We start from the raw sequence: 22,335 nt of genomic DNA, 5'->3' as shown, positions 1-22,335 counted from the left end.
GCGGCCCCGCGTCCCGCGTGTCAGATCACGCAGCCCGCGTGCGCCAGCGCCTGCTTCAGGAGCACCCCGTGGCCGCCCGGCATCTCGCTCTGGACCGCCTCGGACACGGCGTCCCGCGGGCTGAACCAGACCAGGTCGAGCGCGTCCTGCCGGGGCCGGCAGTCACCCGTCACCGGCACGATGTACGCCAGCGACACCGCGTGCTGCCGGGGGTCGTGGAACGGAGTGACGCCGTGGGTCGGGAAGTACTCGGCGACCGTGAACGGCTGCAGCGACGCCGGCACCCGCGGCAGCGCCACCGGTCCGAGGTCCTTCTCCAGATGGCGCAGCAGGGCGTCACGGACGCGTTCGTGGTGCAGCACCCGGCCGGAGACCAGCGTCCGGCTGACCGTGCCGTCGGGCCCGATGCGCAGCAGCAGACCGACGCTGGTGACTTCACCGCTGTCGTCGACGCGCACGGGCACGGCCTCGACGTACAGGATCGGCATCTGGGCGCGTGCCATCTCCAGCTCGTCGGAGGACAGCCAGCCCGGCGTGGTTTCGGTCATGTCAGACATTGCTTGATCATACTTTCAGCGGTCAAGGCTTCACGGCTACCGCGCCGTACTGGGGCACCACGAGATCGGATCCGGGCGCGGCACGCCACTGGGAGCAGGACACCAGCCCGGGCCCGACGAGTTCCAGCCCCTCGAGGAACGAGCCGATGTCCGCGGCGCTCCGGGCAGTGATCGGGGGAGTGGCGTTCTCGTTCCAGAACTCCATGGCCGGGACCTGCAGTTCGCCGCCGACCTCGGGGTCGAACGTGGGGTGCGTGAGGACCAGGAAACTGCCGGAGGGCACCGACGCCATGATCCGGCGGACGATGTCCCGCGCCTTGTCGGTGTCCAGCACGAAGTTGAGGATCCCCAGCATCATCACCGCGACGGGCCGCGTGAGGTCCAGGGTCCCGGCGGCGCGCTCCAGTATGGCGTCCGGGTCGTGCACATCGGCGTCGATGTAGTCGGTCGCGCCCTGGCTCGCGCCGGTCAGCAGGGTGCGGGCGTGCACCAGCACGATCGGGTCGTTGTCGACGTAGACGATCCGCGAGTCCGGCGCGATCCGCTGCGCGATCTCATGGGTGTTGTCGGCCGTTGGCAGCCCGGTGCCTATGTCGAGGAACTGCCGCACACGGCGCTCGCCGGTCAGATACGCCACCGCGCGGCCCAGGAAGTCCCGGTCGGCGCGGGCGATGTCCCGGACGACCGGGTTGATCGAGGCGACGTGGTCGCCGACCCGCTGGTCGACCTCGTAGTTGTCCTTGCCGCCGATCCAGTAGTTCCACACGCGCGCGTTGTGCGCCACACCGGTGTTCAGCCTCGCCGAGCCGCTCGGCGGGGTGTGGCTCTCACTCACGGTCTCTCCCTCTCCCTTGCCCGCGCGGCCCGTGCCGGGCCGTCGCGGCCATTGTGCCGCGCGGTGATCACGTTGTCCCGCGAACGGGGGGAGGCGGAGGCCGGGACGGCCGGGTCACCGGGCGCCGGCGCGCTCCAGCGAGTCCTCGGCCACGTCCTTGTCGATCGCCGAGCGGACCAACGCCGCGGCGAGCACGGCCGGTTCGGTGCGCCCGGCGAGCCCGAGGAGCCGCTCCGGGTCCCTCGGCAGCCCCAGCCGCTCGGCGCCCTGCAGGGCCTTGGCGTCCAGCCGCGGGGAGGTATCGGGCCAGACGCGCTGGACCTCGCGCAGGAAGATGTCGGCGCCGGCCGGGCCCATGCCGGGGAACTCCTGGAGCAGCCGGCGCAGTTCACCGGTGTCACCGTCCGCCTCCCTGCGCAGCCTGCGCAGGTCCCCGCCCCAGCGTTCGTTCAGCAGCTCCGCCGCCTCACCGAGTTGGGTGGCGGTGCGCTCGTCGTAGCGCCGGTAGCCGCCCCGCCCCAGCGCGTCCACCCGTTCCTGCCAATCGGCGCCGGCCATGCGGCGGGGATCGCGCAGCCCCGCCTCGTGCAGGGCACGGGCGGCGGCCACGGCGATCGATCCCCTGATCCGGGCGCTGAGCAGATGGGCCAGCACCAGCAGCCGGTACAGCGGCTGCGGGGTGTCCCGCAGCGTGATGCCGGCCTCCTCTGCGTACGTCCGGCCGTGCGCGCCGACCAGGGCGCCGACCACCCGCTCGTCCCGGCCGGTCACGGTCAGGCCTTGAGCGGGTCGTGGCCGAGGGTCATCAGACGGTGCCGACGGGGTGTGTCCTCGGCCGCGGGCTCGTTCTCCGGGTCCGTCTGCGCGGTGACGGCGTCCACGACCTCCTCCATCACCCGGAGGTCGTCGTCGGTGAGATCGGTGCGGCGCTTCTGCAGGATGGCGAGGACGTGCTGCCCGGTCTCGCTGCCCGCCCGGTCCGGCAGCGGCTCGGTGGTCTCACCGGCGTCGCTCACCCGCAGCCAGGCCGCGAGTTCCGCCGAGGTCATGTTCACCACGCGATGGAAGTCCTCCCACAGCGCGTCCATTTCGAGGGCGTCGCTCATGTTGTGCCCCTTACGTGCGTGTGTTCTCCGGTGCCGGGGCGGTCAGGACCCGCCGGGGGAGTTCTCCGCCTCGAACATCCAGCGCTGCTTCTCCAGGTCCGCGGTGACCGAGATCAGCAGGTCCTGGGTGACCGGGTCCGCCTTCTCGGTGGCGTCTATACGCTCGCGCAGGCGCAGGACCGCCGAGCCGAGCGCCTCCGTCATCACCTCGATGGCCTCCGAGTCGCGCAGCCAGCCCTCCTTCGGGGCCGGCAGCGAGAAGACCTTGGCGATGGTCTCCGGGCGGCCGTCCGGCGGCACGCCCAGCGTCGCGGCGCGCTCCGCCACCGTGTCGGCGTGGGTGCGCGCGGCCGAGACCACCTCGTCCAGCTGGAGGTGGACGGAGCGGAACCGGGGACCCACGACGTTCCAGTGCGCCTGCTTCCCGATCAGTGACAGCCCGAGCAGGTCCACCAGGGTGTCCTGGAGGGCCTCGCAGGAAACCCGGCGGGCCTCGTCGGGCAGGGTGCTCCTCACGACGGTCATGGGGTGCTGTTCCTCCTTCTCGTGACGTCCGTGGTCCCGCGGAGCGGTGCCCCGCGTGCGCTCTCTCCCTGGCGGGCGGCGCTCCGCGACCACTCCCTGAGCGCGCGGGTGCCCCCGCCCCTCCCGCACAAACACGGCCCGCGGAGGGCGACGGGGCCAGCCGGGGATCTTCCCAGGCGGCAGTCCCGCGGTCTATAGTCAAAAACTAGCGGTGATAATTAAAATGCCGCGGTCACCGCACCGCCACCGGCATCGGTCAGGAGTCCTGTCGTGCGTCCCGTCCACTTCGCCGCCGCCCGCCGCACCCCCATCGGCAAGTTGCGCGGAGCCCTCTCCACCGTACGTCCCGACGACCTCGCCGCCGCCGTGATCCGCGGTCTGGTCGCCGACGTGCCCGCGCTGGACCCGGCCCGCGTCGACGACGTCTACTGGGGCGCCGCCAACCAGGCGGGCGAGGACAACCGCAACGTCGCCCGGATGGCCGCGCTCCTCGCCGGCCTCCCCGAATCCGTCCCCGGCGCCACCGTCAACCGGCTCTGCGCCTCCGGACTCGAGGCCGTCACCGCCGCCGCCCGCACCATCGCGTCCGGCGAGGCCGACATCGTCGTCGCGGGCGGCTCCGAGTCGATGAGCCGGGCCCCCTTCGTCCTGCCCCGTCCCGACGAGGCCCTCCCGCACCGCATGGAGACCGCGGACACCCGACTCGGCTGGCGGCTGGTCAACCCCGCGATGAAGGACCTGCACGGCCTGCTGGCCATGGGTGAGACGGCCGAGGAGGTCGCCACCCGGTACGGCGTCACGCGCGAGCGGCAGGACGCGTTCGCCCTGCGCAGCCACCAACGCGCCGCAGCCGCCCGGGCGAACGGGCACTTCGACGACGAACTGCTGCCCGTGACCCGGCCGGACGGGGTGGTCGTCGACGCCGACGAGTGCATCCGCGAGGACACCTCCGCCGAGAAGCTGGCCCGGCTGAAGCCGGCGTTCCGCGCGGGCGGTTCGGTCACCGCGGGCAACGCCTCCCCGATGAACGACGGCGCCGCCGGCCTGATCCTCGTCAGCGAGGAGGCCCTCAACGAGCTCGGCCTGGAGTCGCTCGGCCGCTATGTCGCCGGCGCCTCCGCGGGCGTCCACCCGGACGTCATGGGCATCGGCCCCGTCCCCGCCACCCGCAAGGTGCTCGCCCGGGCCGGCTGGAGCGTCGGCGACCTCCAGGAGGCGGAGTTCAACGAGGCGTTCGCGGCGCAGGCGCTGGCCTGCGTCGACCAGCTGGGCGTCGACCCCGGCCTGGTCAACGCCGGCGGCGGCGCGATCGCGCTGGGCCATCCGCTGGGCTGCTCCGGCGCCCGCATCCTCACCACCCTGCTGCACCGCATGCGCCGCACCGGCGCCGAACGGGGCCTGGCGACGATGTGCGTGGGCGTGGGACAGGGCAGCGCGCTGCTGGTCGAGAGGCACTGACCACCACCCCGGGACGCCGTCCATCGAGACCGTCCGCACGGGCGCCGATCGCCTGCGCATAGCATCGGTCCCCGAAATGGACATGATGACGCTGTGGCACCTCAACGGCTGGGAATTCGCCGCGCTCGCCTTCGCGGCCCTGCTCGTCGGCTTCTCCAAGACCGCCGTCAGCGGGGCCAACACGGTCAGCCTCGCCATCTTCGCGGCCGTACTGCCGGCCAAGGCCTCCACCGGCGTCCTGCTGCCCATCCTGATCGCCGGGGACGTGCTCGCCGTCCTCACCTACCGCAGGCACGCCCACTGGCCCACGCTGTGGAAGCTGTTCCCGGCGGTCGCGGCGGGCGTCGTCGCCGGGACCCTGTTCCTGGTGTGGGCGGACGACGGGATCGTCCGGACCTCCATCGGAGCGATCCTGCTGATGATGGCCGGGGTGACGGTGTGGCGGCGGCGGACGGCCGACGCGACGGGGGAACCCGACGCCGTCACCACCCGGGCCGGCCGCGCCAAGGCCCGCTCCTACGGAGTCCTCGGCGGCTTCACCACCATGGTCGCCAACGCGGGCGGCCCGGTGATGTCGATGTACCTGCTCTCCGCGGGCTTCCGGAAGCTCGGCTTCCTGGGCACCTCGGCGTTCTTCTTCCTCATCGTCAACACCTCCAAGCTGCCCTTCAGCGCCGGCCTCGGCCTGATCGACGCCGACTCGCTGCTCCTCGACGCGGTGCTGGTGCTGTTCGTGGTACCCGGCGCGCTCCTCGGCAGATGGGCGGTGAACCGGATCAACCAGCGCCTGTTCGAGCAACTGGTGATCGCGGCGACGGTCGTGGGCGGCGTGCAGCTACTGGTGCCCTGAGCGGGGCCCGGCCGGTTCGTTGCGCCCGGCCGGCCGGTGCGGATCCCGCGCCCCGTGCGGGCGGTGCAGCCGGCTGGGCGCGGCGGTACGGCCGACCGTCGCCGCCAGCTTGCGCAGCCGCTTCCAGTCCAGCCGCGGCGGGGCGGGTGTGACGCCGGGCCGCTTGCGCGGCACCCGGACGCGCAGCGCGCCGGGCGCGATGCGGCAGTGGACGGGGGCGGGCAGGACCATGGCCTCCCCGTCGACGCCGGCATCGATCTCGGCGCGGTCCGCCTCGATGACGACCTCGGTGGCGGTCACGATGGTCAGCCCGCTCGGCTCGGGGTTCAGCAGCAGCGCCGCGGCGCTGATGGCTCCCTCCAGCCGCACCCCGAGGACGCCCAGCGCGGCCGAGTCCAGCCGCTCCCGCCGCCCGAGGCCGAACGGGTCGCCGGTGCGGTAGGGGTTGTTGCTGACCAGCACGGCCTGCGGGGCGACGAGCGTGGTGTCCCCGGCGCGGGCGACCAGCCGGGGCCCCTGCTGGCCGGTGAGCAGGTCGGGCAGCATCTCCAGACTGGTGCCGATCTTGTCGTCGCGGTAGGCGGGGCTCTGCACGATCGCCGCGTACGCGCCGAAGGACGCGTTGTTCACGAACGGCTGACCGCCCGCGAACCCCAGGTCGACACGGAGTTCGACGCCGTCCGTGAGCGCGTCCAGACAGGCCGCCGGGTCGCCGCGGTCGAGGCCGAGGTCCAGGGCGAAGTGATTGCGCGTCCCGGCGCTGATGACCAGGAACGGGATGTCGTGCTCGGCGGCCACGGCCGCGACCAGGGCCTGGGTCCCGTCACCGCCGGCGGCGCCCAGCAGATCCGCCCCGTCGGCGACGGCGGCCCGGGCCAGCGCGGTGACGTCGTGCTGCTTGCCGGGCTCGAGCAGCACGACCCGGGCGCCCAGACGCTCCGCCTTCTCCCGCAGCCGGAACCGGCCCACCTTGCCGCCGCCGGACCGGGGATTCATGATCAGCACCGGCTTCCGGGGCGGCGGCAGCCGCCGCTCCCGGGCCGGGGCGTGCCCGCCGCCCGTTCCGCGCAGCGCGAACCTGCCGCTCCACACGGCCAGACCCCACAGCGCGAGGGACACCAGCAGCGCCCAGAACAGCGTCACGGCGAACAGGGTGATCAGCCCCGCCGGCACACACACGGCGACCAGGGCGGACACCCACCGCAGCGGGCCCCGCAGGGTCAGCGTCCACCACAGCGCGGCCGCGCTGAGCCCCAGTCCCGCGACCCCGCACACCAGCAGCAGCAGGCCGGTCAGCCCGCCGTAGACCAGCGGGGTCGCCACCGCCAGCACGGCGGCGGCCAGCGCCCCCCGCGCCGCCCACCGCTGGGCGTGATAGCCCCGCCCGCTCCAGTCCACGGCCATGCCTCCTCCAGTCACCCGGCGTCATCGTAGGACGTGTGCGTACGTGTGTGCGGCGGGACGGCGATCTTCGCGGGCGGCCCGCCGCCGGACAGGGCGCCCGGGCCTCGTACCCTCGGCTCCATGGCCCCCCACGTCCTCATTCTCGGCGGCACCGCCGAGGCGCGCGCACTGGCCGCCGAGCTGTCCGCCCGCCCCGGACTCCGGGTGACCACCTCCCTCGCCGGACGGGTGTCCCGGCCGGGCGCGGTCGCCGGGGAGGTGCGCGTCGGCGGCTTCGGCGGCGCGGAGGGTCTCGTCGACTGGCTGCGCGAACGGGGCGTGGACGCGGTGGTCGACGCCACCCACCCCTTCGCCCGGGCCATCACGGCGAACGCGGTTCGGGCCACGGCCGCCGCCGGACTGCCCCTGGTGGTGCTGCGCCGCCCCGGCTGGCGGCCGGGCCCCGGCGACCGGTGGCACCCGGTCGCCTCACTGCCGGAGGCGGCGGAGCTGCTGCCCCGGCTCGGACACCGGGCCTTCCTCACGACCGGCCGCCTCGGCCTCGCGGCCTTCGCCTCCCTGACGGACCTGTCCTTCGTCGTCCGGTCGGTCGAGCCCCCCGAACCGCCCCTGCCGCCGCACACACGCGTGGTGCTGGCCCGCGGCCCCTTCACCGTGGCGGGCGAGACGGCCCTGCTGCGCGAGCACCGCGTCGACGTGCTGGTGACGAAGGACAGCGGCGGCGCGGCGACCGCCGCGAAACTCACCGCCGCCCGCGACCTCGGCCTCCCGGTCGTCGTCGTACGCCGCCCGCCCCTGCCGGACGGAGTCACCCCGGCCGGCGACGTACCGGCGGTCCTGGAGCGACTGGACGCCCTCGCCCGGCCGTGAGACCCGGCGGACGGTCGCCGGCCGGCCGGACCCGCCGCTCAGCCCTCGGCCGGCCGGCGGCGCAGCAGATACGTGTCCATGATCCAGCCCTTGCGTTCGCGGGCCTCCGCCCGGAGCCGCTCGATGCGGGGGGCGGCCTCGGCGATCGGTCCGGAGACGAGGATCTCGTCCGGGGTGCCGATGTAGGCGCCCCAGTAGATGTCGATGTCCTGGTCGGCGTACGCGCGGAAGCCCTGGTGGGCGTCCAGCATCACCACCACGTCGTCGACGCCCTCCGGGAACCCCTCCGCGAGCCGCCGGCCGGTGGTGATCTGCACCGGGCGGGCGACCCGGTTGAGCCCCGTGCGGTGCCGGGCGACCAGCGCCGAGACACTGCTGATGCCCGGCACGACGTCGTAGGCGAAGGCGACACGGCCGCGCCGGAGGACCTCCTCCAGGACGCCTATCGTGCTGTCGTACAGCGAGGGATCGCCCCACACCAGGAACGCCCCGGTCCGGTCCTCGTCCAGCTCCTCGGAGATCATCCGCTCGTAGATGTCCGCGCGGGCGCTGCGCCAGTCCCCGACGGCGGGGGAGTACGCCGGCCCGCCCGCCGTGCGGTCCCGCTCCGGGTCCCGCGCCTCGACGACCCGGTAGGAGCCGTCCGGGACGTGCGCGTCGAGCATGTCCCGGCGCAGCCGGGTCAGGTCCGCCTTCGCCTCGCCCTTGTCCAGGATGAAGAACACGTCCGTGCTCCGCAGCGCCTTGACCGCCTGCAGGGTCAGCTGGTCGGGGTCGCCCGCGCCGATACCGATGACATGAATCTCTCGCACGCCCCGAGTCTGCCGCACGCCTCCGGCCGAGCGTGCACCGCACCCGGTCTCCGCGTCAGGACGCCTCCCGCAGCCGCGGCGCCCGTACTCCCGCGTCCACCCGGGCGCCCGCCTCCACTTCGGCCGCCAGGTCACGTGCCCAGGCGATCACACCGGGAAGATCGATCCCGTGCGGCCGGCGTCCCGCCTCCGCGGCCCACGCCTCCGCCGCACCGGCCCCGCGCCGCAGCAGCCGCGCCCCGCCGGTGGCGTTCCCGCGCGCGGCATGGGTGAGCCCCACGGCCAGCTGGGCCAGCCCCCGCCACAGCTCGCGCTCCTCCTCCGGCCCCGACTTCCAGGCGTCCTCGAACACCTCGTGCGCGTGGAACGGCTTCCCCTCGTCCAGCAGCCGCTGCGCCTCCGCGACACTCTCCTCCGGCCGCCGCACCACCCCCTCGGGCTGCCGGGGCACCCCCTCGGCGCCGTACGGCAGCGGCCGTCCGAGCCCGTCCCGCGGCCGGGCGTTGCGGGCCCGCCCCTCACTGTCCCGGTCCCGCGCGGCGGCCGTCCGGCCCGACGACGTGCTGTCCATGCTGCCCATACGCCGATTGTCCCGCGCCCGGTCCGATTCGGGGCGCCCCGGGGGTGTGGGGTAAAGTGATGGTCGCGCGATCACGCGGTTCACCGCACGCGATCGCACCGGGACGTGGCGCAGCTTGGTAGCGCACTTGACTGGGGGTCAAGGGGTCGCAGGTTCAAATCCTGTCGTCCCGACGGTGCACGTCGGGCCCGGAGCCCAGGTCGAGGGCCCTGTCCACTCAGGTGGACAGGGCCCTCGACCCGTTTGCGGAGCAAGGACGGAGCGTGGCGGCCTCCCGCGGTGCCGTCCCGACAGCCCCGCGCACGGCCCGCGGCCAACTGCCCGAGCCGGCAAGGACGTCGGCACCCGGCTCCAGCGGCGGCGGGACCGCGCTAAGGGGCCGGGACGTCCAGCGGGCCGCCGGTGTCAGCGCAGGGTGACCCGGGCCGCGACCGGCAGATGGTCGCTGCCCGTCGCGGGCAGGGTGCGGATGTGGGCGACGGTGGCCGAGCGGGCCATCACCTGGTCGATCCGGGCCACCGGCAGGGCCGCGGGGAAACTGAGGGCGAAGCCGCGCTCCGCCACGCCCATCCGTGAGGTCAGCGGGGCCAGCCCCCGGTCGTCCGCGGTGCCGTTGAGGTCGCCCAGCAGGATCACCGTCTCCAGCGGCTCGGCGGCGACCGCCTCGCCGAGCAGGCCGGCGCTCTCGTCGCGCCGGGAGGAGGCGAGGCCGCCCGTCCCGACGCGGACCGAGGGCAGGTGCGCGACGAGTACCGCGGCCTCGCCGTGCGGCGTGCCGGCCACGGCCCGCAGCCCGCGGTTCCAGGGCTCCGTGATCCCGCGCGGCTTGATGTCCAGCGGCCGGACGCCGGTGAGCGGATGCTTCGACCACAGCCCGACGGTGCCCCGGACCGCGTGGTACGGGTAGTCCGCGGCGAGTGTCCTCTGGTAGACCGCGAGCGCCGGGGGCACCAGCTCCTGCAGCGCGATGAGATCGGGCCGGGCGCCGCTCAGGGCGCGGGCCGTGCCCGCCGGATCGGTGTTCTCGTCGCTGACGTTGTGCTGCACCACGACCAGGTCCCGCGGGCCCGCCCCCGCGTCGGGCAGGAGCAGCCCGCCGAAGAGGTACGTCCACACCGCCGCGGGAAGCAGCAGGGCCACCAGGGCGACGACCGAACGGCGCAGCAGCGCCAGGCCGAGCAGCAGGACGGTCACCAGACCGAGCCAGGGCAGGAACACCTCCAGCAGACTGCCCACGCGCCCCACCGAGTTGGGCACCGCCCGGTGGAAGGCCAGCAGTCCGGCCGTCAGCACCGCGCACCCGGCGAGCACCCGGCCCCGGGTGCGGTCCCACCCGCGCCGTACCGGCCGTGCGGCCGCCGTCCCTCCCGCCACCGCCGCGCCGCTGTCCCGCTGTTCCACCTGGCATTCCCGTCCGTTCGGCTCGCTGATCAGGACGCGGCGCGCGGTCGATCGGTTTCCGGCGCCCCAAGTCGCCCTCGGCACCCTTGACTTGAAGTGCGCTTCAAGCGGAAGACTCCCGTGCCGTGCCCCGACAACGGGGCTGGAACCGGAAGGTATCCCCATGAAGTACCGCACCATCGGCACCGGTCCGCACAGCCGCCGGGTGAGCGTGCTCGCGCTCGGCGCGATGCTGTTCGGATCGGTGACCGACGAGAAGACCTCCTTCGCCCTGCTCGACCGCTATGCCGAGGCCGGCGGGAACTTCGTCGACACGTCCGACAACTACGCCTTCTGGACCGACGGCGGCCAGGGCGGCCAGAGCGAGGAACTGCTCGGCCGCTGGCGCCGCAGCCGCGGGGCCGGGGACGAGATCGTCTTCGCCACCAAGCTCGGCGCCCGCCCCCTCGCCCCCGGCACGAGCTACACCGACAACCCCGAGGGACTGTCCGCGAAGGTGATCCGGGAGGCGTCCGAACGCAGCCGCGAGCGGCTCGGGCTGGAGCGGCTGGACCTGCTGTACGCGCACATCGACGACCACACCGTCCCCCAGCGCGAGACGGTCGAGGGCTTCGGCGCCCTGGTCGCCGAGGGCGCGGTGGGACTGCTCGGCGTGAGCAACCAGGCCGTGTGGCGGGTGGAACGGGCCCGCGCCCTCGCGGCGGCGGCCGGACTGCCCGGCTACGAGGTCCTGCAGTACCAGCACAGCTACCTGCGGTCGCGCACCGACGTCCCCGGCGACCTCTTCCCCGACGGCAGCCTCGGTCACGCGGGCGCGGAGCTGGCCGGCTACCTGCGCGCCGAGCCCACCCTGACCCTGGTCGCGTACTCGCCGCTGCTCAAGGGCGCCTACACCCGCCCCGAACGCCTGCCCGGCGACTACGATCACCCGGGCACCCCGGCCCGCCTCGCCGTGCTGCGCGACGTGGCGCGGGAGACCGGGGCGACCCTCAACCAGGTCGTGCTGGCCTGGCAGATCGGCCACGAGCTGCCGGTCCTCCCGCTGGCCGGGGTGTCGTCCCTGGCGCAGCTGGAGGAGAACCTGGCCGCGGTGGACCTGGAGCTGTCGGCGGAGCAGCGGGCCCGGCTGGACGCCGCGCACTGAGCACCGCGGGCCTCAGGGTCTGACCAGCAGCTGGAACTCGAACGAGTACCGGGACGCACGGTAGATGTGGGTGCCGTACTCCACCTGCCGCCCGGTGTCGTCGTAGGCCGTGCGCTGCATGGTGAGCAGGGCGGCGCCCTCCTTCTCCTCCAGCCGGGAGCCCTCCGCCGCGGTGGCCGCGCGGGCGCCGACGGTCTGGCGGGCGCTGTGCAGGGTGATGCCGGCCGAGCGCATCATCCGGTACAGGCCGGTCGCCTCGAGGCGGGCGCTGTCGAGGCCGAGCAGTCCCGACGGAAGGTAGTTGCACAGCAGGGCGACCGGCCGGCCGTGGGTGCGGCGCAGGCGTTCCAGCAGGACGACCTCGGCGCCCTCGGCCAGACCGAGGGCCGCCGCCGCCTCCGCGGGCGCCGGGACCGTCTCGTTGCGCACCACCTCCGTGGTCGGGCCCTGCCCGGCCGCCTCCAGGTCGTCGTAGAGACTGCTCAGCTCCAGGGGGCGCCTGACCTGGCTGTGCACCACCTGCGTGCCCACCCCGCGCCGCCGGACCAGCAGCCCCTTGTCGACGAGGGACTGGATGGCCTGGCGGACGGTGGGGCGGGACAGCCCGAGCCGCACGGACAGGTCGACCTCGTTGCCCAGCAGGTTGCCGGGGGCGAGGACGCCCTGCTGTATCGCCGCCTCCAGCTGCTGCGCGAGCTGGTGGTACAGCGGCACCGGACTGCCCCGGTCCAGGGCGAAGTCCAGGGTGCTCAGCGCGGGTCCGGTCGCGGCGTGTTCGGGGTCGCCGGTCTTCGCCATGGACGTGCCTTCCTGTAGCAGCGCGGGCGGGGATCAGAGGTGGCGGCGGCGGCCGGCGACCTCGGAGTCGTACCGTGCGCGCGCCTCGACGGCGGCCTCGCGCGCGGACACCTCGGCCACCGGCACGTCCCACCAGGCCTCGGCCGGGGGAGCGGTGGGAGCGGGGTCGGTCTCCACGTACACGCACGTCGGCCGGCCGGAGGCGCGGGCCTCGGCCAGCGCGCCGCGCAGCTCCCGCACGGTCCCGGCGCGCAGTACGTCCATGCCGAGGCTGGCCGCGTTCGCGGCGAGGTCCACGGGCAGCGGGGCGCCGGTGAAGGTGCCGTCGGCGGCCCGGTGACGGTAGGCGGTGCCGAACCGCTCGGCGCCCACCGACTCCGACAGGCCGCCGATCGAGGCGTACCCGTGGTTCTGCACCAGGACCAGGTTGACCGGGAGGTTCTCCTGGACGGCGGTGACGATCTCCGTCGGGTTCATCAGATAGGTGCCGTCGCCCACCAGCGCCCAGACCGGGGTGCCGGGAGCGGCCTGCTGGACGCCGAGCGCGGCGGGGATCTCGTAGCCCATGCAGGAGTAGCCGTACTCCAGGTGGTACTGGCGGGGGCTGCGCGCCCGCCACAGCTTGTGCAGGTCGCCGGGGAGCGAACCGGCCGCGTTGATCACCACGTCCTCGTCGCCGACGACCGCGTCGAGCGCGCCGAGCACCTGTGTCTGCGTCGGTACGGCCGTGTCGTCGGCGGCGTGGTAGGCGGCCTCGACGACCCGTTCCCAGCGTTCCTTCCCGGACCGGTACTCCGCCTCGTAGGACGGCTCCACGCGGTGGCCGGCGAGCGCCCCGGACAGCTGCTCCAGACCGGTCCGCGCGTCGCAGACCAGGGTGCGGGCAGCCAGCTTGTGCGCGTCGAAGCCGGTGATGTTGAGGTTGAGGAACCGCACGTCAGGGTTCTGGAAGAGGGTGCCGGAGGCGGTGGTGAAGTCGGAGTAGCGGGTACCGACGCCGATCACCAGGTCGGCGGTGCGGGCGAGTTCGTCGCTCACCGCCGTGCCGGTGTGGCCGATGCCGCCGAGGTCGGCGGGGTGGTCGTGGCGCAGGGAGCCCTTGCCGGCCTGGGTGGAGGCCACCGGGATCCCGGTGGCGTCCACGAACGCCCGCAGCGCCTCCTCGGCCTCGCTGTGGTGGATCCCGCCGCCCGCGACGACCAGCGGCCGCCGCGCGGCCCGTACGGCCGCCACGGCCGCCGCCAGCTCCGCCGGGTCCGGGGCGGGACGGCGCACGGACCAGACGCGGTCGGCGAAGAACTCCTCCGGCCAGTCGTACGCCTCCGCCTGCACGTCCTGGGGGAGGGCCAGCGTCACCGCACCGGTCTCGGCCGGGTCGGCGAGCACCCGCACGGCGTTCAGCGCGGACGGGATCAGCGCCTCGGGGCGGGTGACGCGGTCGAAGTACCGCGACACCGGGCGGAGTGTGTCGTTGACCGACACATCGGCCTCGACGGGGTGCTCCAGCTGCTGGAGCAGCGGGTCGGCGACGCGGGAGGCGAAGTAGTCGCCGGGCAGCAGGAGCACCGGCAGCCGGTTGATCGTGGCCAGGGCGGCCCCGGTGACCAGGTTGGTGGCACCGGGGCCGATGGAGGTCGTCACCGCCTGCGCCGAGAGCCGGTTCAGCTGCCGGGCGTGGCCGACCGCCGCGTGCACCATCGCCTGCTCGTTGCGGCCCTGGTGGTACGGCATGACATCGGCGTACTCGACGAGCGCCTGCCCGACGCCGGCCACGTTCCCGTGGCCGAAGATGCCCCAGGTGCCCGCGATCAGCCGGCGGCGCACGCCGTCCCGCTCGGTGTACTGGGCGGACAGGAACCGCACCAGCGCCTGGGCGGTCGTCAGTCGGCGGGTGGTGGCGCTCATGCTGACCTCTCCGGTGCGGTGTAGAGGGGGAGTCGGGGGTCGACGGGCTGGTCCGGCCAGGTGTCCCGGATCCAGGCGTGGTCGGGGTGGTCGCAGATCAGCCAGGCGCGTTCGGCCCCGGGGCCGGCCATGACGTTGAGGTAGTACATGTGGTGGCCGGGCACGGCCATGGAGGGCCCGTGCCAGCCGTCCGGGATGAGGACGACGTCGCCGTCGCGCACCTCGGCCAGTACGTCCGTCCGGCCCGGTCCGGAGGGGGAGACCCGCTGGTAGCCGAGGCCGGGGGTGCCCTCGTGGCCGGCGAACTCGAAGTAGTAGACCTCTTCCAGCACGGACTCCTCGCCCGGCCGGTGCTCGTCGTGCTTGTGCGGCGGGAAGGACGACCAGTTGCCGCCGGGGGTGAGCACCTCGACCGCGATGAGTTTGTCGCACTCGAACACGCCCGCCGCGCCGAAGTTGTTGACCTGCCGTGAGCAGTTCCCGGTGCCGCGCAGCTCCACCGGTACGCCGGAGGCCGGCCCGTAACGGGCGGGCAGCCGGCGGGTGCAGCGGGCGCCGGTGAGCGCGAACCGTCCGCCGCCCGCCGAGGAAACCGTCGCACGGGCGTCGCGCGGGACATAGGCGAAGTCGGTGACACCGTCGAACACCCCGTCGCGGCCGGTGAGTTCGAAGGAGTCGTGGCCGAAGTCGTCGTCGGCGACGACCGTGCAGCCACCGCTCAGCGGCAGCACGATCCACTCGCTGTCCCCGGTGTCGAAGGTGTGCGTGCCGCCCGCGGGCAGCTCCAGGACGCGCAGGCTGGAGTGGTCCCAGCCGGCGGCCTTGGGGGTCACGTCGACGACGTACGGGCCGGCGGTGGCCCTGCCCGCCGGAAGGTGATGTGTCATGCCGTGCCTCCGTCTTCGAACAGGCTTCTCACGCGTCTCACAGCAGTCCGACGGCCGTGTCCACCGCCGTCTCCACACTGCCCTGCGCCGGGTAGAGCAGCGAGCGGCCGACGACCATGCCCTGCACGGTGGGCAGCCGCAGCGCCTTGCCCCACCGCTCGTACGCCGCATCCTGGTCGCCGACCTCGCCGCCGAGCAGCACGACGGGCAGCGTCGAGGCCCGCAGCACCTCGGGCATGTCGTCGACGTCGTCGGTGACCGGCAGCTTCAGCCAGGTGTAGGCGGAGGTGCCGCCCAGCCCGGAGGCGAGGGCGATGGAGCGGGTGACGGCCTCGGCGGACAGGTCGTTGCGGACCCGGCCGTCCACCCGGCGGGAGACGAACGGCTCCACGAACACCGGCAGCCGGCGTTCGGCCATGGCGTCGACGGCGCGGGCGGCGGACTCCATGGTGGTCAGGGAGCCGGGGTCGTCGTAGTCGACGCGGAGCAGCAGCTTGCCCGCGTCCCAGCCCAGCCGGGCGATGTCCTCGGCGCGGTGGCCGGTGAAGCGGTCGTCCATCTCGAAGGACGCCCCGGCCAGACCGCCCCGGTTCATCGAGCCCATGACGACCTTGTTCTCCAGCGCCCCGAGGAGCAGCAGGTCCTCCAGGATGTCGGCGGTGGCCAGCACCCCGTCCACACCGGGGCGGGACAGCGCGACGCAGAGACGTTCCAGCAGGTCGGCGCGGTCCGCCATGGCCAGGCGCCGGTCGCCGATGCCGAGCGCGCCCCTGGCGGGGTGGTCGGCGGCCACGATCATCAGCCGGCCGCTGTCGCCGAGCAGCGGGCGCCGTGCCCGGCGGGCGGCGGCCTCGGCGACGGCCTCCGGGTTGCGGGCCCGGACCGTGGTGAGGTCGGGGATGCTGAGATTCAAGGAAGTGCTCCGTTCAGGACTGGCTCGGCAGGTCCGCCGCGTCCGGCGACGCGGCCCGCGCGAGGAGGTCCGCCACCTCCGGCCCGGTCGGCATGGCGGACGAACAGGCGAGGCGCGAGGCGACGAGGGCGCCGGCCGCGTTGGCGTGGCGCATGATCCGCTCCAGGTCCCAGCCGGAGAGTAGACCGTGGCAGAGCGAGCCGCCGAAGGCGTCGCCCGCGCCGAGGCCGTTGACCACCTCGACCGGCACCGGCGGCACCTCGGCCCGGGTGCCGTCGCGGTGCACGGCGAGCACTCCCCGGGGGCCCTGCTTGACCACGGCCAGCTCCACCCCGGCCGCCAGCAGCGCCTCGGCGCAGGCGTCGGGCTCGCGCACCCCGGTGGCGACCTCGCACTCGTCGAGGTTGCCGACCGCGACCGTGGCGTGGCGCAGCGCCTCCCGGTAGTACGGGCGGGCCTGTTCGGGGTCGCGCCAGAACATCGGGCGCCAGTCCAGGTCGAAGACGGTGGTGCCGGCCTTGGCGCGGGCCTCCAGGGCGGCGAGGGTGGCCGAGCGGCTCGGCTCCTCGCTCAGACCGGTGCCGGTGATCCAGAAGATCCCGGCCGCGCGCACGGCGGCCAGGTCCAGCTCGGCGGCGTGGATCTCCAGGTCGGGGGCCTTGGGCCGGCGGTAGAAGTACAGCGGGAAGTCGTCGGGCGGGAAGATCTCGCAGAAGGTGACCGGCGTGGGGTACGCGGCCACCGGCGTCACCCAGCGGTCGTCCACGCCGAACCCCTTCAGCGCCTCGTGCAGGTAGGCGCCGAACGGGTCGTCACCGGTGCGGGTGATCACCGCGGCCGAGCGGCCCAGCCGGGCGGCCGCCACCGCGACGTTGGCGGCCGATCCGCCCAGGAATTTCCCGAACGTCTCCACCCGCGCCAGCGGAACGCCGGTCTCCAGTGGATAAAGATCGACCCCGATGCGACCCATGGTGATCAGATCGAAATAGTGTGGTGAGTCGGCCATTGAGCGACGCTCCTCGAGCTGCTGGGGATGCGGGTCCCAGGACGCCCTGCCACGGTGGGGGGCGTGGATTCCAGGGACCTGCCGCCTCACAGGTGTAGGTCTCGGAGGGCGGCGCTGTCAATAGTTTGTACTTACATTCGGACTAGTTAGTGAAATGATGTCTTAACAAAGTATTGACAGCAGGCGGTTCTGGGGATTGGATCGCGTCCCAGCACGACCGCCGTGTTCACGGCACACCCGGACTCCCGAGGCTCCGGGCACCGGATTCCTCGGACTCCCGCCCTTTCCCCGCGTAGCACAGTGAGGTGCAGGACAGATGGACCGCTCTTCTCACATCCGCCCCCGCAGAATCGCGTCGTTCGTCGCGGTCGCGGCGGCAGCCGCCCTGACCCTCGCCGGCTGCTCCAGCGGTTCCGGAGGCAAGAAGTCCGAGGAGGGCGGAGCCGACGCGTCCGCCGGCAAGGCGTCGACGCCGCGCATGAAGGTCGCCCTGGTCACCCACCAGGCGCCCGGTGACACCTTCTGGGACATCGTCCGCAAGGGCGCCGAGGCCGCCGCCGCCAAGGACAACGTCGACCTCGTCTACTCGGCCGACCCGAACGCCGGCAGCCAGGCCACCCTGGTGCAGAACGCGATCGACCAGAAGGTCGACGGCATCGCGGTCACCCTCGCCAAGCCCGACGCGCTGAAGGCCGTCATAGCCAAGGCCAACGCGGCCGGCATCCCCGTCGTCGGCCTCAACTCCGGTCTGACCGACTGGAAGGAGCTCGACCTCCTGGAGTTCTTCGGCCAGGACGAGTCGGTGGCGGGCGAGGCGTTCGGCAAGAAGCTCAACGAGGTCGGCGCGAGCAACGCCGTCTGCGTCATCCACGAGCAGGGCAACGTCGGCCTCACCCAGCGGTGCGACGGGGTGAAGAAGACCTTCGAGGGCAAGACCCAGATCCTCAACGTCAACGGCACCGACATGCCGTCGGTGAAGTCGACGATCACCGCCAAGCTGAAGCAGGATTCCGCCATCGACTACGTCGTCACCCTCGGCGCGCCCTTCGCGCCGACCGCGGTGCAGTCGGTGGGCGACGCGGGCAGCAAGGCGAAGGTCGCCACCTTCGACCTCAACAAGGACCTGACCAAGGCGATCCAGGCCGGCGACATCCAGTTCGCCGTGGACCAGCAGCCGTACCTGCAGGGCTACCTCGCCGTCGACGGCCTCTGGCTCTACAAGAACAACGGCAACTACAGCGGCGGCGGGGAGCAGCCGGTGCTGACCGGCCCGGCGTTCGTGGACAAGTCCAACGTCGACGCGGTGTCCCAGTACGCCGCCAAGGGCACTCGGTGATGAGCATGGCCCGACAGGCTGAGCCGGCGGTGGACACACCGCCGGCCCCCGGCCCGAAACAGACCGACGGCCGCACCGTGCGGCGCTCGCCGGTGCTGCGGCTGCTCGCCCGCCCCGAGGTCGGCGTGTTCCTCGGAGCCGTGGCCGTCGTGGTGTTCTTCCTGTTCGCCGCCCCGCCGGTGCGGGACGCCGGCTCCATGGCGAACATCCTGTACCAGTCGTCGGTCATCGGGATCATGGCGCTGCCGGTGGCCCTGCTGATGATCGGCGGCGAGTTCGACCTCTCCGCCGGTGTCGCCGTCGTGACCTCGGCGCTCACCGCGAGCATGCTCAGCTACCAGCTCACGATGAACGTGTGGATGGGAGTGATCGTCGCCCTGGCGGTCTCCCTGGGCATCGGGGCGTTCAACGGCTGGATGCTGGTCAGGACCGGGCTGCCCAGCTTCCTGGTCACCCTCGGCACCTTCCTGATCCTGCAGGGCGTCAACCTCGCGGTGACCAAGCTGGTCACCGGGAACGTCGCCACCGACGACATCAGCGACATGGACGGCTTCGAGCAGGCCAAGAGCCTCTTCGCCTCCTCCTTCGAGGTCGGCGGCGTACAGGTGAAGATCACCGTGGTGTGGTGGCTCGTCTTCGCCGCCCTGGCCACCTGGGTGCTGCTGCGCACCAAGTACGGCAACTGGATCTTCGCGGTCGGCGGCAACAAGGACAGCGCCCGCGCGGTCGGCGTCCCCGTGACCTTCACCAAGATCTCCCTGTTCATGCTGGTCGGCTTCGGCGCCTGGTTCGTCGGCATGCACAACCTGTTCTCCTTCAACACCGTGCAGTCCGGCGAGGGCGTGGGCCAGGAGCTCATCTACATCGCCGCGGCGGTCATCGGCGGCTGTCTGCTGACCGGCGGCTACGGCTCCGCGATCGGCCCGGTCTTCGGCGCCTTCATGTTCGGCATGGTGCAGCAGGGCATCGTCTACGCCGGCTGGAACCCCGACTGGTTCAAGGCCTTCCTCGGCGTGATGCTGCTCGGCGCCGTCCTCATCAATCTGTGGGTCCAGCGCACCGCGACCCGGAGGTGACCCCCATGACCGACAAGACGACCTCCACCCCCGGCGGCGACCGTCCCCTCGTCGAACTCCGCGCCGCGGGCAAGTCCTACGGCAACATCCGCGCCCTGCACGGAGTCGACCTCACCGTCCACCCCGGCAAGGTGACCTGCGTCCTCGGCGACAACGGCGCGGGCAAGTCCACCCTCATCAAGATCATCTCGGGTCTGCACCAGCACACCGAGGGCGAGTTCCTCGTCGACGGCGAGCCCGTGCGGTTCTCCACCCCGCGCGAGGCCCTCGACAGGGGCATCGCCACCGTCTACCAGGACCTCGCGGTCGTCCCGCTGATGCCGGTGTGGCGCAACTTCTTCCTCGGCTCGGAGATGACCAAGGGCCCCTGGCCGGTCCGCCGCCTCGACATCGACCGGATGAAGAGGACGGCCGACGAGGAACTGCGCAACATGGGCATCGTCCTGGACGACCTGGAGCAGCCCATCGGCACGCTCTCCGGCGGCCAGCGCCAGTGCGTCGCCATCGCCCGCGCCGTCTACTTCGGCGCCCGCGTCCTCATCCTCGACGAGCCGACCGCCGCCCTCGGCGTCAAGCAGTCCGGCGTCGTCCTGAAGTACATCGCCATGGCCCGCGACCGCGGCCTCGGCGTCATCTTCATCACCCACAACCCGCACCACGCCTACATGGTCGGCGACCACTTCAGCGTGCTGCGCCTGGGCACCATGGAACTGACCGCCTCCCGCAGCGAGGTCGGCCTCGAGGAACTGACCAACCACATGGCCGGCGGCGCCGAACTCACCGCGCTCAAGCACGAGCTGGCGCAGGTCCGCGGCGTCGACACCGAGGAACTCCCCGGGGAGGGCGACCTCCCGGCCCCCGTAGCCGCAACTCCGGAAGGAAAGTCCTGACATGGCAGTCGCGCTCGACCGCATCCGGGTCGGCTCCGCCCCCGACTCCTGGGGCGTCTGGTTCCCCGACGACCCCCAGCAGGTGCCCTGGCAGCGCTTCCTCGACGAGGTCGCCCAGGCCGGCTACTCCTGGATCGAACTCGGCCCCTACGGCTACCTCCCCACCGACCCGGCCCGCCTCACCGACGAGGTGACCAGGCGGGGCCTGAGGGTCTCGGCCGGCACCATCTTCTGCGGACTGCACCGCGGCCCGTCCGAATGGGACGCCACCTGGGAACAGGTCAGCCGCGTCGCCGCGCTCACCCGGGACATGGACGCGAAGCACCTGGTCGTCATCCCGTCGTTCTGGCGCGACGACAAGACCGCCGAGATCCTCGAGGCCCCGGAGCTCAGCACCGAGCAGTGGGGCCACCTCACCCGGGGCATGGAACGCCTGGGCCGCGAGGTCAAGGAGACGTACGGGCTCGACATCGTCGTCCACCCGCACGCCGACACCCACATCGACACCGAGGAACACGTCGAACGCTTCCTCGACTCCACCGACTCCGGCCTGGTCAACCTGTGCCTGGACACCGGCCACTACGCCTACTGCGGCGGCGACAGCGTCAAGCTGATCGAGACCTACGGCGAGCGGATCGGCTACCTCCACCTCAAGCAGGTCGACCCGGAGATCCTCGCCGACGTCGTCAGCAACGAGATCCCGTTCGGACCGGCCGTGCAGCGCGGAGTGATGTGCGAACCGCCCGCCGGCGTCCCCGAACTGGGGCCGGTCCTCACCGCCGCCCAGAAGCTCGGCGTGGACCTGTTCGCCATCGTCGAGCAGGACATGTACCCCTGCGAGCCGGACAAGCCGCTCCCCATCGCCGAGCGCACCCGCAAGTTCCTCCGCTCCTGCGGCGCCTGACGTCCCGGAAGGGGAGGCGAGAGAGATGAACCGGCGCGAACCACTGCGCGTCGCCGTCATCGGCACCGGCCGCATGGGCGCGGACCACGTACGCCGGATCGACCGGGTCGTCAGCGGCGCGCGGGTCACCGCCGTCGTGGACACCGACGCCGAACGGGCCAAGGCGGTCGCCGCGGGCGTCGACGGCTGCGCCGCGTACACCGACCCGGCCGCCGCGATGGCGGCGGCCGACGTCGACGCCGTGCTCGTCGCCTCCCCGGGGCCGGCCCACGAGGCCGCCCTGCTCGCCGCGTTCGCGCACGACCTGCCCGTCCTGTGCGAGAAGCCGCTCACCCCCGACGCGGCCTCCGCGCTGCGCGTGATGGAAGCCGAACAGGCCCTCGGCCACCGCCGGGTCCAGGTCGGCTTCATGCGCCGCTACGACACCGAGTACGTGCGGCTCAAGGCCCTGCTGGAGAGCGGACAGCTGGGCCGTCCCCTGATGCTGCACAACCGGCACCGCAACGTGGCCAGCCCGCCCTTCTTCACCAGCGCCATGCTCATCAGCGACTCCGTGGCCCACGAGGTGGACGCCACCCGCTGGCTGCTCGGCCACGAGATCAGCGCCGTGACGGTTCTGCGCCCCACGCCGTCGTCCGGCGCCCCCGACGGACTGCGCGACCCGCAGTTCGTCGTCCTGGAGACCGACGGCGGCGCGCTCTCCGACGTGGAGATCTTCGTCAACTGCGGCTTCGGCTACCAGGTGCAGGCAGAGGTGGTCTGCGAACGCGGCACCGCACGCATCGGCGACGGCCACGCCCTGGTCACCCACATGGCCGGCCGCTGGGGCGGGACCATCACCCAGGACTGGACCGACCGCTTCGCCCAGGCCTACGACGACGAGATCCAGGCCTGGGTCGACACCACCCGCCGCGGCGGGGTCACCGGCCCCAGCACCTGGGACGGCTACGCCGCGGCGGCCGTCTGCGAGGCGGGCGTGCGGGCCCTCGAGGAGGGCGGCCGGGTGGAGGTCGCCCTGGTGGAGAAGTCGGCCCAGTACCGCTGACGGGCGTCCCGGCGGCGCGGGGGTTCCCGGCCG

The 22,335-nt window shown here is 73.0% G+C and carries 23 protein-coding genes and 1 tRNA gene; 10 read left to right on the top strand and 14 right to left on the bottom strand.

All coding sequences use genetic code 11. The features are described from left to right. Window positions 1-20: 20 nt before the first annotated feature. From CNQ36_RS03915 to CNQ36_RS03895, 5 genes are all read right to left on the bottom strand, one after another. Window positions 21-548, bottom strand: coding sequence for an NUDIX hydrolase family protein (locus CNQ36_RS03915; RefSeq protein WP_040907868.1), 528 nt, complete (start codon window positions 546-548; stop codon window positions 21-23). Window positions 549-579: 31 nt separating this feature from the next. Beyond that, window positions 580-1,392 carry an SAM-dependent methyltransferase gene (locus tag CNQ36_RS03910; protein WP_121544942.1) on the bottom strand — a complete coding sequence of 271 codons (813 nt, stop codon included), beginning with the start codon at window positions 1,390-1,392 and terminating at the stop codon, window positions 580-582. A gap of 114 nt (window positions 1,393-1,506) precedes the next feature. After that, window positions 1,507-2,163, bottom strand: a complete 657-nt coding sequence (locus CNQ36_RS03905) for an HhH-GDP family DNA glycosylase (protein WP_121544941.1) — start codon at window positions 2,161-2,163, stop codon at window positions 1,507-1,509. A gap of 2 nt (window positions 2,164-2,165) precedes the next feature. After that, window positions 2,166-2,498: a DUF3140 domain-containing protein gene (locus CNQ36_RS03900; RefSeq protein WP_004935039.1), complete on the bottom strand. Its 333-nt coding sequence runs from the start codon at window positions 2,496-2,498 to the stop codon at window positions 2,166-2,168. 42 nt (window positions 2,499-2,540) lie between these two features. After that, window positions 2,541-3,023 carry a Dps family protein gene (locus tag CNQ36_RS03895; RefSeq protein WP_004935043.1) on the bottom strand — a complete coding sequence of 161 codons (483 nt, stop codon included), beginning with the start codon at window positions 3,021-3,023 and terminating at the stop codon, window positions 2,541-2,543. A 270-nt stretch (window positions 3,024-3,293) separates the two neighbouring features. Between CNQ36_RS03895 and CNQ36_RS03890 the strand changes: the two genes are divergently transcribed. Then, window positions 3,294-4,481 (top strand): thiolase family protein, encoded by a 1,188-nt coding sequence (locus tag CNQ36_RS03890; RefSeq protein WP_121544940.1) that lies wholly within the window; start codon window positions 3,294-3,296, stop codon window positions 4,479-4,481. Window positions 4,482-4,557: 76 nt separating this feature from the next. Next, window positions 4,558-5,331 carry a sulfite exporter TauE/SafE family protein gene (locus CNQ36_RS03885; RefSeq protein WP_121544939.1) on the top strand — a complete coding sequence of 258 codons (774 nt, stop codon included), beginning with the start codon at window positions 4,558-4,560 and terminating at the stop codon, window positions 5,329-5,331. Here CNQ36_RS03885 and CNQ36_RS03880 read toward each other — a convergent pair. Next, complete coding sequence (locus CNQ36_RS03880; protein ID WP_121544938.1) at window positions 5,317-6,735, bottom strand: diacylglycerol/lipid kinase family protein; 1,419 nt, start codon at window positions 6,733-6,735, stop codon at window positions 5,317-5,319. The genes CNQ36_RS03885 and CNQ36_RS03880 overlap by 15 nt on opposite strands. A gap of 120 nt (window positions 6,736-6,855) precedes the next feature. Between CNQ36_RS03880 and CNQ36_RS03875 the strand changes: the two genes are divergently transcribed. Next, window positions 6,856-7,605, top strand: coding sequence for a cobalt-precorrin-6A reductase (locus CNQ36_RS03875; RefSeq protein ID WP_121544937.1), 750 nt, complete (start codon window positions 6,856-6,858; stop codon window positions 7,603-7,605). Between the two features lie 38 nt (window positions 7,606-7,643). Here the strand turns inward: CNQ36_RS03875 and cobF are convergent, their stop codons facing one another. Both cobF and CNQ36_RS03865 read right to left on the bottom strand, forming a co-directional pair. Further along, window positions 7,644-8,417, bottom strand: coding sequence for a precorrin-6A synthase (deacetylating) (cobF, locus tag CNQ36_RS03870; RefSeq protein ID WP_121544936.1), 774 nt, complete (start codon window positions 8,415-8,417; stop codon window positions 7,644-7,646). 55 nt (window positions 8,418-8,472) lie between these two features. Further along, a complete protein-coding gene (locus tag CNQ36_RS03865) occupies window positions 8,473-8,997 on the bottom strand; it encodes a DUF309 domain-containing protein (protein ID WP_121544935.1) in 525 nt (174 codons plus the stop codon). A 99-nt stretch (window positions 8,998-9,096) separates the two neighbouring features. Here CNQ36_RS03865 and CNQ36_RS03860 point away from each other — a divergent pair. After that, window positions 9,097-9,170, top strand: a tRNA-Pro gene (locus CNQ36_RS03860). A 232-nt stretch (window positions 9,171-9,402) separates the two neighbouring features. On the opposite strand, the gene CNQ36_RS03855 is transcribed toward CNQ36_RS03860, so the two are convergent. Then, entirely contained in the window at window positions 9,403-10,371 is a 969-nt protein-coding gene (locus CNQ36_RS03855) for an endonuclease/exonuclease/phosphatase family protein (RefSeq protein WP_228313122.1), read from the bottom strand. Window positions 10,372-10,561: 190 nt separating this feature from the next. Here CNQ36_RS03855 and CNQ36_RS03850 point away from each other — a divergent pair, with 190 nt between their 5' ends. After that, window positions 10,562-11,542, top strand: a complete 981-nt coding sequence (locus CNQ36_RS03850; protein ID WP_121544934.1) for an aldo/keto reductase — start codon at window positions 10,562-10,564, stop codon at window positions 11,540-11,542. A 12-nt stretch (window positions 11,543-11,554) separates the two neighbouring features. Here the strand turns inward: CNQ36_RS03850 and CNQ36_RS03845 are convergent, their stop codons facing one another. The 5 genes from CNQ36_RS03845 to iolC are packed head-to-tail and all read right to left on the bottom strand — an operon-like array spanning window position 11,555 to window position 17,051. Beyond that, on the bottom strand, window positions 11,555-12,340 hold the full coding sequence (locus CNQ36_RS03845) for a GntR family transcriptional regulator (protein ID WP_121544933.1): 786 nt from the start codon (window positions 12,338-12,340) through the stop codon (window positions 11,555-11,557). 33 nt (window positions 12,341-12,373) lie between these two features. Then, window positions 12,374-14,245, bottom strand: coding sequence for a 3D-(3,5/4)-trihydroxycyclohexane-1,2-dione acylhydrolase (decyclizing) (gene iolD / locus CNQ36_RS03840; protein WP_121544932.1), 1,872 nt, complete (start codon window positions 14,243-14,245; stop codon window positions 12,374-12,376). After that, window positions 14,242-15,132 (bottom strand): 5-deoxy-glucuronate isomerase, encoded by an 891-nt coding sequence (iolB, locus tag CNQ36_RS03835; RefSeq protein ID WP_121544931.1) that lies wholly within the window; start codon window positions 15,130-15,132, stop codon window positions 14,242-14,244. The genes iolD and iolB overlap by 4 nt, the downstream gene beginning before the upstream one ends. A gap of 37 nt (window positions 15,133-15,169) precedes the next feature. After that, window positions 15,170-16,045 carry a Cgl0159 family (beta/alpha)8-fold protein gene (locus tag CNQ36_RS03830; RefSeq protein ID WP_121544930.1) on the bottom strand — a complete coding sequence of 292 codons (876 nt, stop codon included), beginning with the start codon at window positions 16,043-16,045 and terminating at the stop codon, window positions 15,170-15,172. A gap of 13 nt (window positions 16,046-16,058) precedes the next feature. Further along, on the bottom strand, window positions 16,059-17,051 hold the full coding sequence (iolC, locus tag CNQ36_RS03825) for a 5-dehydro-2-deoxygluconokinase (protein ID WP_004935076.1): 993 nt from the start codon (window positions 17,049-17,051) through the stop codon (window positions 16,059-16,061). A 316-nt stretch (window positions 17,052-17,367) separates the two neighbouring features. Between iolC and CNQ36_RS03820 the strand changes: the two genes are divergently transcribed. The 5 genes from CNQ36_RS03820 to CNQ36_RS03800 are packed head-to-tail and all read left to right on the top strand — an operon-like array spanning window position 17,368 to window position 22,302. Beyond that, window positions 17,368-18,387, top strand: a complete 1,020-nt coding sequence (locus tag CNQ36_RS03820; protein ID WP_121544929.1) for a sugar ABC transporter substrate-binding protein — start codon at window positions 17,368-17,370, stop codon at window positions 18,385-18,387. Then, on the top strand, window positions 18,387-19,463 hold the full coding sequence (locus tag CNQ36_RS03815; protein ID WP_040907871.1) for an ABC transporter permease: 1,077 nt from the start codon (window positions 18,387-18,389) through the stop codon (window positions 19,461-19,463). The genes CNQ36_RS03820 and CNQ36_RS03815 overlap by 1 nt, the downstream gene beginning before the upstream one ends. A gap of 5 nt (window positions 19,464-19,468) precedes the next feature. Then, window positions 19,469-20,353, top strand: a complete 885-nt coding sequence (locus CNQ36_RS03810) for an ATP-binding cassette domain-containing protein (RefSeq protein WP_004935084.1) — start codon at window positions 19,469-19,471, stop codon at window positions 20,351-20,353. A 1-nt stretch (window position 20,354) separates the two neighbouring features. Continuing rightward, entirely contained in the window at window positions 20,355-21,257 is a 903-nt protein-coding gene (locus tag CNQ36_RS03805) for a sugar phosphate isomerase/epimerase family protein (RefSeq protein ID WP_004935087.1), read from the top strand. Between the two features lie 25 nt (window positions 21,258-21,282). Continuing rightward, complete coding sequence (locus CNQ36_RS03800) at window positions 21,283-22,302, top strand: Gfo/Idh/MocA family protein (RefSeq protein ID WP_121544928.1); 1,020 nt, start codon at window positions 21,283-21,285, stop codon at window positions 22,300-22,302. Window positions 22,303-22,335 lie beyond the last annotated feature (33 nt).

The sequence above is a fragment of the Streptomyces fungicidicus genome, from assembly GCF_003665435.1.
GTDB lineage: Bacteria > Actinomycetota > Actinomycetes > Streptomycetales > Streptomycetaceae > Streptomyces > Streptomyces fungicidicus.
The sequence above is the reverse complement of the archived record's forward strand: the minus strand, read 5'-3'. Positions and strand labels throughout refer to the sequence as shown.